This window comes from Ferruginibacter sp. (genome assembly GCF_014377975.1).
In the GTDB taxonomy this organism is placed as follows: domain Bacteria; phylum Bacteroidota; class Bacteroidia; order Chitinophagales; family Chitinophagaceae; genus Ferruginibacter.
On record NZ_JACMOO010000275.1, the window covers coordinates 26,341 to 39,462 of the forward strand.

A 13,122-nucleotide genomic window follows, 5' to 3' on the forward strand; every position below is an offset into this window, starting at 1 on the left:
AATGACAGGAAAAAAGTACCCGTTAAAGATAGGAAAGCTTCACGGATGTTTTGATGGCAAACGCTTGTTTTATTTTTTGTTATTGAATGGTGCCGGGTTACAATCCGGCGCTTGCAAATGAAAAAGCCAACGCCGGATACGCAACGGTATGTTTTGACAATTTTTTTGGCAGCTTCACATTTACCACGCCGTTGGCTATTATCCATTTTACTGTTTCGCCTGTTTGCAGCCACTTCATTTTAGTGCCTTTTGCAGGCAGGTTTGTTTTCCATTGAATGGTAGCAGGCATCACTGACTTTTCTTCCAAACATACCAATGCATATTTTACTTTACCTGTTTTATTTTTTGTAAAATAAATATTATTTTCTTGATAGTAAGGAGTTGTTCGTGTGTTGTACAGTGCACTGCCATTCACTTTCACCCATTTGCCAATTTCTTTTAACCGCACAATGGCTGTATCAGGAAGTGTTCCGTCCGGCTTTGGTCCAATACCTAATAACAGGCTTCCTCCCTTGGCTACAACTTCAATTAAAGTATGAATAATTTTGGCAGAAGATTTAAACTGATCGTTGGGTACATAGCCCCAGTTATTGGCCAGCGTTAAACAACTTTCCCATGGATGATCCAGTTGGTTTTCAGGAATTTTTTGTTCGGGTGTTTGATAATTTTCGTAAGGGCCATGTACGGTACGGTCTACAATTAATAAACCCGGTTGTGCTGTTCTTGCCATGTCTGCAATGCGGGGCATATCAATGTCCTGGCTCCAATTTGGTATTGCTGCACCCCAGCTCCGTACTTCTTCATTTACGGTTTCCAACGGACGAACCCAGCCTCCGTCCAGCCATAAAATATCCATAGAACCATAGTCATGCATCAGCTCGCTGATCTGGTTATAAGTAAACTCTTTAAATTTATTCCAGCGCCAGGGAAATTTACGGATATCATAATTCGTGTTTCTGTCTGGTGTAGCATATTTAGGCCACCAGTAATTTTCAGAATGCCAGTCGGGCTTGGAGAAATAAGCACCGATCATAAAATCATTTTTTCTGAATGCTTCAAAAACAAACTTGGCAACATTTGCTTTTGGGTTATTGGCGAAGGGCCCGCTGGATATTTTAAAATCGCTTTGTTTGGTATCAAACATATTGAAACCATCATGGTGTTTGGTAGTAAACACCACATATTTCATCCCTGCGTCTTTGCCGGCTTTGGCCCATTGATCCGGATCAAATTTTACAGGGTTAAAATCTTTTTTCAAACCCCAGTACCAGTTTTTATAATCATTGTAATTAGAGCTGCTGTCCCGTTCAATCCAGTCTTCGTTACAGATTGACCATGATTCAATAATGCCCGGTACTGCATATAATCCCCAGTGAATGATCATGCCGAATTTCTGATCCTGCCACTTGTCTAATTTTGCTTTTACGAGTTCATCTGTCGGCCACTCGTAGGTAGTGGATTGGGGATGTACGTTTTGTTGTGCTTTTACTGACATGATAAATGGTAAAAAAACAACCATCAAAATTATGCACCGTATTTTTTGTTTCATTTGAAGATGATATTGTAAAAAAAGAAAGTACCGGTAAAATGGAGCAAATTTTTTAATTACTGCTTCCGTGCAATCTAACAAATAGCGCAACAGTTTAAATGGCTACATCAATTTATGCTCATCATTCATTAATATACTGCAACAACATCAACAATGGCAGTGGCAAAACGGGTATTTGGTACTTTTATAATAAGGCATGGGAATTATTCTGTTTTTATTTTTTTTGATAGAAGAAGGTGAAATAATGGAATCAAAATGAACAGACATATTTCAATCTGAAAAACTCCAGGAAATTGAGAACTAAGATCATGGGCAATATTTTTAAACGTTAATCCTGAAGCGCTTTTATTGTTTAAAATTACGTCGGCAACGACCGATAATCAAAGTCCATTACTTAAAATAAAAGCCATTATTAATGTTCAAATCATGATGATTTTGTTGCTCTGCTAAACCTAACTTTTCTTCATACTATTTTTAAAAATAATACCGCCGGTAAAATTGAAATAATGATATCTCCATTGGTTGTTGTGAATGCATACAACAAATCACGCTTAAATATATTTTCGACAGGTCCCATATCCCCAACCAGCAAACAACCTGCTGTAACAAAAAGTATTGTGGCACTATAACCTGTTTCAAAAAAAAGAGAGATTGGCGTGAAGAGCTATCCTTCAGCATTTTAAATAATAAACCGGTATTTTTCACTACTTTTTGGTGTAAGTATACACCACATAACCCCAAGGCTCAATCATCCATTGGCGCCCGTTTAATATTTCTGTATTACCCATAAACACATTGTAAGGCTTTCCCCATAATTTTTTATCTGTTACAGTTACCGCCTGTTGGGTTGCAGTAAGATTCAATATCACCAATACTTTATTGCCATTCTTTTCTCTTGTAAAAGCATACAAGGATTTGTCATCACCTGCATTTATTTTTTTAAACGAAGCATCGGCCGCAAGCGCCGGATTTATTTTACGGAGGTTCAGTAAGGTTTTATAAAAAGCCGCCCTTTGAAATTTATTAAAACTAATCGGGTCCTTTTCAAAAAACTCCAATGGTTTTAAAACGGGTTCTTCCTGACCACTGTAAATTAAAGGAACACTGTTTACCATCGTTTGCGTAAACACCGCAAATGGTGCATGTGAAGCTCCGGGAAAAACGCCATAGTCTGCTTTGTTCCAACTATTTTCATCATGATTACTGGTAAAATACATCTGTATCTCTTTAGCAGCAAATGCAGTGTCATCATAGGTTCTTACACTATCCAATGCAAAGGCCGGCCTTTCACCTGCAGCCACTTTTATCATCATGTGAAACATATCCCAGGGATACACTGCATCAAATCCGTTCCTACTTAAATAAGGCCTGTCGCCTTCTGCCAGCATAAAAATAGCAGGGTTTATTTGCTTTAACTGTCCAATGCATTTACTCCAGAAAGATCCGGGCACGTTCCATGCAACATCACACCTAAAGCCATCAATGCCTGTTTTGCTGAGCCAGTATTTCATGCAGGCAATCATGCTGTCCTGCATCACAGGATTTTTATAATCCAGTTGTCTTGTATCGGCCCAGTCTGCCGCCACTGCTGCATTGCCGTTGGCATCTTTCACAAAAAAATCTGGTTGTTCTTTTAACCAGTGGTGATCGCCACCGGTATGGTTGGGCACCCAATCAATGATTACTTTCATCCCCTTTGTATGAATGGTTTTAACAAGTTGTTTCCAATCCCTGAGGGTTCCAAATTCAGGGTTGATGGAAGTATAATCAGATACGGCATAATAGCTGCCCAGCGTTCCTTTTCTATCTACTTTACTGATAGGATTCAGCGGCATAAACCACAACGTTTGCACCCCCATATTCTTCAGCCGGTTCAGGTGTTTTGCAAATGCGTTGAAAGTTCCTTCCGGTGTGTATTGCCGCACGTTTACTTCATAAATATTTCCCTGCATGATCCAGGCAGGATGGTTCGTTTTAGAAGTTTTAGTGGTTGTTTTTTGCTGACCGTTGCCAACAACAAACAATAATAATTGCAGTACAAAAAAACAAGAAATATTTTTCATGCGAAGCAAGTTTTAATTAAGCAACTAAGTTATAGATTTTGAAGATAGAAGTAGTAAATAACCGATGCTAAAGCCCGAAAAGGATAATCAATTCTTTTTTCACGGCCCTGAAGGGCCGTGCAATTCATCCGTGCAATTCATCCGTGCAATTCATCCGTGCAATTCATCCGTGCAATTTATCCCTGCAATTCATCCCCTCATTTAAATTATAAACCTTATCTTAATCACGTTGGCCTTCGGACCTTTGCTGTTGCTATTAACTTTATATCTTTAATCTACAAACAAACATCCTCCGTGATTTTTAAACGCTTTTTTATTGGACTGCTTTGGCGCATTGTGTTGATCATTATTTTATCGACGGCATTGGCATATTGCCTGGTGCAAATATACCTTGCAAATACCGACGCCATTTATTGGCTCATTGCTGTATTATTATTTGGTGTAATCTTTTACCGTGGTGTAAACCTGTTTTATTATACCAATGCTACCAACCGTAAACTGACCCGTTTTTTTGACTCCATCCAGTATGATGATTTCAGCATAAAATTTTCTTCCGATAATACTTTTGGAAAAAGCTTCCAGGGCCTTAACAAACAGTTTAATAAAGTACTGGAAGCCTTTCGTAAAATAAGGGCAGAAAATGAAGCCAGTCTGCATCTTGTAAATACAATTATACAAAATGTGCAAACAGGGTTGCTGTTGTACGATCAGTATGGGCGCATAGAACTCAGCAACAGTGCGGCCTGCAAGTTACTCGGGTTTTACCGGCTCAAAAATATTACAGAATTAAAAGCAAATCATCTTGAATTGGCAGATAAATTAATGGTTACAGAGGAAAAACATTTTTTGTACCAGGGGCTTAATGGTATCCAGTTGTCTGTAAATATTGTTGCCATCCGGCTGGGCGGACAAATTAAAAACCTTGTTTCTTTACAAAACATACAGTCGGAAATGCAGCAAAAAGAAGTAGAAGCATGGCAAAATTTAACCCGTGTACTACGCCATGAGATCATGAATTCTCTCACCCCTATTTTATCATTGATTGGCACCATGAAACATATTGTGGATACAGAATTACCCGCCACAGCAAATGACAATGGAGCAAAGGGAGATTTACAGGAAGCCCTGCAAACACTTGAAACCAGGGGCATTGGAATGATTAATTTTGTAGATGGATACCGCAGCTTTACCAGCATTCCGGCACCTTCGTTTGCTGAAGTAAATATGGAACCGCTGATTCTACAAATCATGAATTTATTACAACCTGAAATGGTAGTTGCCAATATTTTCTTAACAGTAGAAAACAAAGCAGTTGATCAACTTATACAGGCAGATGCTGAGCAGCTTTCAATGGTACTGATTAACTTGGTAAAGAATGCAAAAGAAGCGCTGGAACACACTGTAAACGGAACCATTGATATAAAAAGCTTTGCGCAAAATCAATTTCTGTTTATAGAAATAACAGATAATGGACCCGGTATAGAACCCGAAGCACTGGAAGATATTTTTATTCCCTTTTTCACCACCAAAGAAAATGGCTCAGGTATTGGCCTTAGTTTATCGCGGCAAATTGTACAACAGCATGGTGGTACCATAAAAGTTTTTTCTAAGCCCGGCAAAGGCAGCAGGTTTGTGGTACAATTAAAAATTAAAGTAGTACCTAATACAACAGCAAATGCTTACGTGTAAAGGCCGGGAAACTGGTAAAAATTTGGACTAAAAATAACCTGAGACCCTTCACCTCATTTGCTAAAAATAAAAATCCTGTAAATGCATCTTCAAAATTATTAAGACAATAAAAAGCTCCGGTTAAAACCGAAGCCTTGTATAAAATATAAGTATTGTTTATGGTGTTATGGTACCATTCGTGATGTACTTTATCTTAACAGATTTTGTTGAATCTGCTGCGTTAGGGATACCCGTTAGCAGTATGGTATATGCCTTCGATTCTTCTACAGCAATAGAACGGGATGCGGAAATACTGTCACCGCTGTTTACTCCCACATTAATATTACCTGCATTCACTTTTGTAAAACCAGATACAGTTCCAAAACCCGCAGTGGTATTAACTATATTGCTTCCATTGGATGAAATGATAACCAACGGCGAAACAGTAGAATCCGGTATTGCATTAATATACCTTACAAAAGCCTGACCTGTTGAAATAGTTAGTTTATTTAAAGAGTCATTTGCAATTACATTGCGGTAACTGCCATTTTTACCAATTGTAAAAAGAGAGTAATACATACTATCTGCAAAAACCTTGGTACTTAAAGCTAATGTTGTACCGGTGTTTGCGTCAATTGATTTTACATCTCTTGAACCAATATATATCGGTAGATACCCCCCGGTAAAACTTGTATAACCCAAGGGAGTATTGGTTAACCTATTTCCTGAAAGTGTGATAAAAACAGCATCTTTATCAGTAATAAGATTAAAAGCCATCAGGCTTGCAGAAGGGGTGGTAATGATATTGTTTTTTTTACATGCTGAAAATACAATTGCCAGCAATAAAATCACGCTTGAATAACTTATTAATTTTTTCATAATTACAATATTTTATTAAATTTATAATCAGAAAAAACAATGCCGGTAATAGGTTTTATATTTTTGTTTGCTTTCTTTTAACAGGTTATTTTATTTTTGTAAACGTAGTTTACTGATTTTTTAACTGCTTTTTTTAACAAATCTTTTAATACTATATGGCTTCATCCACCAGGTATAATACAGATTCATAATTTTTCTTTACAGCATCCGACATCGCCATTTCGCAGGTTTTGGTTGAGGAGTAATAACCATCAAATTCCTGCGCCATCACTTCATTTGCTTCAGGCCTGGTAGCGGCGGCGGGTATTTCCGGGAATAAAAATCCACGGTCGCCTGCCATGCCACAGCAACCCGTGTTTTTGGGCACAAGTACTTCTGCTGCAAAATGCTTGGCAAGATGTATAAATTTATGCGTTGTATTCATTTTTTCCAGGGAACAAACGGGGTGCAATACAATCCTGTTTTTTTTATGTTTTACATTCGCTGTCAGCATTATTTTGTCATACAAAAAGTCAACACTATCAAGGATTGTCAGCTGGTCAAATTTTTGTTTATTTTTTTCTGTAAGTATAGGTCGTAAATGGTGCAAAGTATACGCACAGGAACTTACATCAATCACAATAGTAAAATTACCGCCATTACTGCTTTTCCATAAATTTTCTACAATCGAATTAGCTGTGAAACCTGCTGCATCTTTAAATCCTTTTGACGAAAAAATCTGGCTGCAGCAACTGCCGTTAACATTGTCCAATACTTTTACCTCCAGTCCAGATTTGTTGCAAATACTTATAAAGGTTTGCAGTATGTTTTTTTTCTTTCCTTCATAGGTACCCAACATCCTTGAAATGCATGCAGGAAAATATACAATTGTATTTTTAGAGTTAGTTACAGCATTGTTGTTTTTTAAAATGGCAAGATGAGGAGGGTTATTAATTTGTGCTGACCATAATGGAATGGCAGAAATCATTTTCTTTAAGCCGCCGGTTAATTTTGTCATAGTATTTTTACCGAACAATTTATTTATCCCAACGCCCATTTTTAATGCAACCCTTACTACCTGCTCCGTTAATTTAAAATGCTTTGCAATAAACAATGTAAACTTATTCGCTTTTGCGCTATGATTTTCCCTTCTCAAACGTTTTACCAGGTCGCCGGTATTAATATCTACCGGGCAGGCCGTTGCGCACAAACCATCTACGGCGCAGGTATCCAGCACATCATATTTTGATTGGCTTAACAGCAATTCATACTTGGCAGTTTCGCCTTCTAACTGTAGCTTCTTTAATGCTCTCCTGATTACAATTCTGCGTCTGGGCGTAGTAGTTATATTGCGGCTCGGACATATGTGTTCGCAGTAACCACACTCAATACATTTATCTACTTCTTCTTCTACCGGCGGTAATTGTTTCAAATTTTTAAGGTGTACATTTTTATCTTCATTAATGATCACACCAGGGTTTAATAATAAGTGCGGATCAATCGCCTGCTTAATCTTTTTCATTATGGTATAAGCTTCGCTTCCCCACTCTGTTTCAACAAAAGGAGCCATGTTTCTGCCGGTACCATGTTCTGCTTTTAAAGACCCGTCATACTTTTTCACCACCAGATTAATTACTTCCCGCATAAACAAATCATACCGCTTAATCTGCTGTGGTGTATCAAAAGATTGCGTGATAACAAAATGAATATTGCCGTCTTTGGCATGGCCAAAAATGATGGCATTGGTATACTCGTATCGTTTAAACAATTTCTGAAGATCAGCAATGGCATAGCCTAATTTTTCGACGGGAAACACAATATCTTCCAATATTACAGTGGTACCACTTGCCCGTACTGCACCCACCGCAGGAAAAAGTCCTTTTCTTACTTTCCATAAAAAATCCCGCTCTGCCGTATCACTTGTAAATACCGGTGCATTGTATAAAGAAAGTGTTGCTGTTGATAACAGGAATGTACTAACCCTTTCTTCCAGAACTGTCCAGCTATTTTCCTGGAATTCGATCAATAAAGCAGCCGCAGTATCAGGCAATGATTTTACAATAGCTGGCATACCAGACAAATTTTCTACTGCACGCAGCGAAGCCCTATCCATTAGTTCAACCATGGATGCGCCTGCATTGTTAAGCGGCATAATGGCCTCGCAGGCCGCACCAATAGTAGGAAAATACAATAGTGCAGTTGATTTAAAAGGATAGTCGGGCACCGTCTGTAATAAAGCTTCTGCAATAAAAGCAAGTGTACCTTCTGCACCAATCAACAGGTGCGCCAGAATATCCAGCGGATGTTCATGATCAATAAATGCATTTAAAGAATAGCCTACCGTATTTTTTGTCTGGTATTTTATCCGGATCTTTTTATACAATGGTTCGTTCTGATGCACTTCACTTTTTATATCCAGCAGGCTATCGACTAATGGAGCACATTCTTTTTCGAAACGATCATAATCCAGTTGATTTTCGGTGTTGAAAATTTTACCATCGGGTAAAATAAACCGTATAAATTTTGTGGTGTGATAAGAATTTAATTTTACGCCGCAACACATACCGCTGGCATTGTTGGAAAGAATTCCCCCCATCATTGCGGCACTGATGCTGGATGGATCGGGACCAATTTTTTTATTGTATTTTTTTAAGTAAGTATTTACCATGGCACCAGTAATACCCGGTTGCACCCGCACTGAATCGCCATTGTCTTCTACTTTTATTTTATTCCAATGCTGGCTAAGGTCAACCAAAATACCATCTGTAACAGATTGACCCGAAAGGCTGGTGCCACCGGTTCGAAAGACAAGCGGAATGGTATGTTGCTGCGAAAATTGAAATAACAAAATGATCTCTTCTTCCGTTACCGGCTGCACAACGGCTTTTGGTAACAGGTGATAAAAACCTGCATCTGCTGCAAAAGATACAAGATCAATATATCTGGCTTTAATGCGGTTTTCGGGAATAATTTTTTTTAGTAATTCAATCATTTTCCTGCGCTCGGTTTAAAGGTAAGATAGGCTTGTATCTATCAACTTATATTTTTGTAAAAAAGCTATTTTAAAAAGGTGAAGGGCTGATACAGGTCCAGCCACCATCTGCAATTAAACTTTGCCCGGTAATATGCCTTGCCTTCTCTGATACAAGAAACAAAGCGGTATTGGCTATATCTGTAACAGTGGCGGCCCTTCCCATGGGCGTTATGCGGCTCCAGGTGGCAGCGTATTCAGGATCATCCATAGTGCGTTCAGTTAAGGTGGCACCCGGAGCAACGGTGTTGACATTTATTTTATATTGCGATAATTCAATCACCAAATTTTTTGCCAGCATTTCCAAAGCAGCTTTGCTCATGCCATAAGCTGCCAGGTTTTTATGCGCCTGGTGGCCGGTTACCGAAGATGTAAATAACAGCGAACCTCCCGATGGCTGCAGTTTCATCTGGTTAGCAGCAGCCTGCGCTAAAAAGAAAGTACCGGCCAGATTTACCTGCATTACCCTTAAGAAAGCTTCCGGCGAATAGGTAAAAAAATCTCCAAATAAAGTAATACCGGCATTGGCGATTACAATATCTAAGTGTCCATATTTTGCAACAGCAGTGTCCACCATTCGTTGGATGAATGCTGGTTCGCTGGCATCACCCGCAAATGCAATACATGCTTCGCCCGTAGCATCTATCACTTGTTTAACTGCACTGGCGGCCAGGATTTCATCTACATCGTTTAAAATAACTTTCGATCCCTCCTTAGCAAGCTGGCTGCATATTTCAAGGCCAATACCCTGCCCTGCTCCGGTTACTATGGCAACTTTATTTTTAAAAGACATCCTTTTTGAGTTATGAGTTATGAATTGTTCACATTGCAAGTTAAATGATAGCTAACTTTTTTTTAGTACTAAATTGGATGAAGGTAAAAATCAGGTAACCTTTAGATTTTGTAAAGGTATAAGTTATGCATTTTACGTTTAAATCGCATAACTCATAACTTATAACTCAACAGATGGAGGCTGATTTTTTGCAGTATTAGCTAGACCGTAAAAGTACATGAAACCTATACCCGGCAAAAGGTTTATAAAGTTCTGGAGTTTAATAAGCTGGGCGGCATTACCACTGCCGGCACTTAGGCATGGCGATGTTGGATGGCTGGATGAACATACACTATCTGTTGATCATACTAAACGCACCAATCCTGAGGGTATCCGGCAACTTACCGCCTTGCTGCAACCATTGGATATTGAAGTAATAACTGTTCCATTTTACCGCATGAAAAATTTGAGAGCATGGGTTGCAATGTATGGGCACTTGCTATTATCAATAATTAAAATTGTAAATAAATTAATGCAATGGCTGCCGCGGTCATAACAATTAATGTTACAAAACCTAAAACATTCGAGAGCTTGCTGTTGGTATTTTCTTTCATTATTTTCTTATTGTTTGCTATGTGTAAAATAACGGCAATTAAAAAAGGAGAGGTTAATCCATATAAGATAGCGGTGTATAACAATGCCTTAATTGGGCTAAGCCCCCAATAATTAATCAATAAGCCCAGTAAAAGCGAAATGATAATAATGATGTAAAAAGACTTTGCCTGAAAAAACTTTTTATCCAGGTTACCTTTCCACCCAAAGGTTTCAGAAACAATGTAAGATAAAGAGCCACTTAAAACCGGAATAGCCAGTAACCCCGTACCAATAACCCCGATTGTAAAAAATAGATAAGATGCTTTTCCGGCGACGGGTTGCAGTGCTTTTGCTGCTTGTTCAACAGTATCAATCTGCGTAATTCCATGTGTAAATAACGCCGAACCTGTGGCAAGTATTATAAAAAACATTACAACATTACTGAACAGCATTCCAAAATTTACATCCACCTGCATTTTTTTTATCAATAATGAAATAATTTTTTTTTCTTTTACTTTTGTGGTGGCAGCGTCTTCTTCACCCTTTAATTTTTTTTTACGGGCTAATAGTAATTTCCTAAATGATTTTATACCCTCAGCTTCCATAGTTACCTGCCAAAAAAATAAATAAGGCGAAATGGTAGTACCTAAAATGGCTACAATTATTTCAACAAAATCTTTATTGAATTGTATGTTGGGCACAAAGGTATTTTTAATAACCTGCAGCCAATTTGGATGTGTAAAAAAAGGCACGGCAATATACAAAAGCAGCGACAGGCATAAATATTTTAAAATAGCTACCAGTTTATAATAGGGTAAATAAATAATGAGTGCCATTAACAAAAAAGTAAAAGCCACGCTGAATATCATAGGAGACACAGACGGAAACATCAGGTTGGCAACCGCACCCATACCGGCAATATCAGCACCAATATTTAGTATGATAGCAGGAACGCTCAAAACCATCATTAAATACAACAATGGTTTTGAGTAATGTTTTTTTAAAGTAGTGGTAAGCCCAACAGAAGTCATGATACCAATTCTTGCGCACATTTCCTGTATGGCGGCCATCAGCGGAAAAGTAAACAATGCCGCCCACAAAGTGGCTAGCCCAAACCTTGCGCCCGCTTGTGAATAAGTTGCAATTCCGGAAGGATCATCATCACTTGCCCCGGTAACCAAACCTGGCCCCAACGCCTTAAAAAACTTTATCACCTTCAATGAAGAACGCTTGCTGATACTCATAATCCTTACTAAAATTTCTTTTTAAAAAATTTGTAAAATGTTTGACTGCAGTAGAAATATCTATAAGTGTACCAGCAATTATAAAAAATACTGTATAAACAATTTTTCATTTACTCACAACTTTAAAAAAGGTAATGAGACAGATAAAAAAGAGTAGAAAATACCTATTTAACAAAGAAGATATACTCATTTTTATTATATTTATTCCATCTTACAAGGTGCGTATTTTTTTCCACATTCATTGGTAAAAATAAAAATGTTTTATTGTTTTCAAGATAAATTACTGGGTTATAAAATCTATAACTGATGCCAATCTGGCAAAATTTGCATCCAATAATTTACGGTGTAAATTTATTTGCTTTAAATGATTTATCGGGTGTGGTGTTAGTAAAATCAGAAAATATTCCGTTGGAGTTTTACCTTCAAAACCAGCATTGGATATTACGCCTTTAAATCTTTTGCCGGTAATGTATCAGGCACTTTGCATAAAAAAGGGGAATCGCAATATTAAAAAACAGGAAAAGAAGCTATACAATCTGCTAATAATACATTGCTTTTAAAAAAATTATCGTCCCCCAGCTAAATCAGCAATGTAAACTCCTCCTTCCCTGCTGCCATTCAAAAAAAAATATTATTTGGTGGTTAACAAAAAATATTTTTATATTTGAAGTGTACTACTTAACTAATACACTAATGATACAAATTGAAAATCTTTCTTTCGGCTATAGCAAAAAAAAGTTGTTGTATAAAAACCTTACCCTTACCCTTAACGAAGGTAGCATCTATGGCTTGTTGGGTAAAAACGGGGCGGGCAAATCTACTCTGCTTAAAAACCTTGTGGGTCTGTTGTTCCCGACAGATGGCACCATTACCATCAATGGCTATTCACCCAAAAAAAGACTGCCTTCTTTTTTGCAAACTATTTACTTTATTCCTGAGGAAGTGAATGTACCCGGCTTAACCATCCACAAATACATGAACCTGTTTGCACCCTTCTACCCTGCTTTCAATAAAGACCAATTTTATAATTATCTTAATCAACTGGATGTAAAAGACCAGGGTAAACTCAATACGCTTTCCTTTGGTCAGCAAAAAAAATTCATCATTGCATTTGCACTTGCCTGCAACACAAAAATTTTATTGCTGGATGAACCAACGAATGGGTTGGACATCCCATCCAAGATCCGTTTCCGCAAACTGATTTCTTCTGTTTTCGATAAAGAGAGAATGATTTTTATTTCTACCCACCAGATACGGGATTTGGATAATCTGATTGACCGGGTTGTTATTGTTGACAACGGGCAATTGCTTTTAAATGCATCCATCACAGAAATAGCACAAAA

At 37.8% G+C, this 13,122-nt stretch carries 9 protein-coding genes; 3 read left to right on the top strand and 6 right to left on the bottom strand.

Translation table 11 applies throughout. From position 1 onward, the window contains the following. Positions 1-97: 97 nt before the first annotated feature. Entirely contained in the window at positions 98-1,495 is a 1,398-nt protein-coding gene (locus H7254_RS14410; protein WP_301933625.1) for an alpha-L-fucosidase, read from the bottom strand. A gap of 758 nt (positions 1,496-2,253) precedes the next feature. After that, positions 2,254-3,612, bottom strand: a complete 1,359-nt coding sequence (locus tag H7254_RS14415) for an alpha-amylase family glycosyl hydrolase (protein WP_301933626.1) — start codon at positions 3,610-3,612, stop codon at positions 2,254-2,256. A 294-nt stretch (positions 3,613-3,906) separates the two neighbouring features. Here H7254_RS14415 and H7254_RS14420 point away from each other — a divergent pair, with 294 nt between their 5' ends. Continuing rightward, positions 3,907-5,301, top strand: a complete 1,395-nt coding sequence (locus H7254_RS14420; protein WP_301933627.1) for a PAS domain-containing sensor histidine kinase — start codon at positions 3,907-3,909, stop codon at positions 5,299-5,301. A gap of 156 nt (positions 5,302-5,457) precedes the next feature. Here H7254_RS14420 and H7254_RS14425 read toward each other — a convergent pair whose 3' ends face one another. From H7254_RS14425 to H7254_RS14435, 3 genes are all read right to left on the bottom strand, one after another. Further along, positions 5,458-6,159 carry a DUF4397 domain-containing protein gene (locus H7254_RS14425; protein ID WP_301933628.1) on the bottom strand — a complete coding sequence of 234 codons (702 nt, stop codon included), beginning with the start codon at positions 6,157-6,159 and terminating at the stop codon, positions 5,458-5,460. Positions 6,160-6,310: 151 nt separating this feature from the next. Further along, positions 6,311-9,130: an FAD-binding and (Fe-S)-binding domain-containing protein gene (locus tag H7254_RS14430; RefSeq protein ID WP_301933629.1), complete on the bottom strand. Its 2,820-nt coding sequence runs from the start codon at positions 9,128-9,130 to the stop codon at positions 6,311-6,313. A gap of 70 nt (positions 9,131-9,200) precedes the next feature. Continuing rightward, on the bottom strand, positions 9,201-9,962 hold the full coding sequence (locus H7254_RS14435) for an SDR family NAD(P)-dependent oxidoreductase (protein WP_301933630.1): 762 nt from the start codon (positions 9,960-9,962) through the stop codon (positions 9,201-9,203). Positions 9,963-10,179: 217 nt separating this feature from the next. On the opposite strand from H7254_RS14435, the gene H7254_RS14440 reads away from it, so the two are divergent. Next, entirely contained in the window at positions 10,180-10,497 is a 318-nt protein-coding gene (locus H7254_RS14440; RefSeq protein ID WP_301933631.1) for a hypothetical protein, read from the top strand. Here H7254_RS14440 and H7254_RS14445 read toward each other — a convergent pair. Then, positions 10,454-11,779 (bottom strand): NRAMP family divalent metal transporter, encoded by a 1,326-nt coding sequence (locus H7254_RS14445; protein ID WP_301933632.1) that lies wholly within the window; start codon positions 11,777-11,779, stop codon positions 10,454-10,456. The two genes, H7254_RS14440 and H7254_RS14445, sit on opposite strands and share 44 nt — an antisense overlap. Before the next feature lie 693 nt (positions 11,780-12,472). On the opposite strand from H7254_RS14445, the gene H7254_RS14450 reads away from it, so the two are divergent. Further along, positions 12,473-13,122, top strand: a 650-nt coding sequence (locus H7254_RS14450) for an ATP-binding cassette domain-containing protein (RefSeq protein ID WP_301933633.1), incomplete at its 3' end; no start/stop codon positions are given.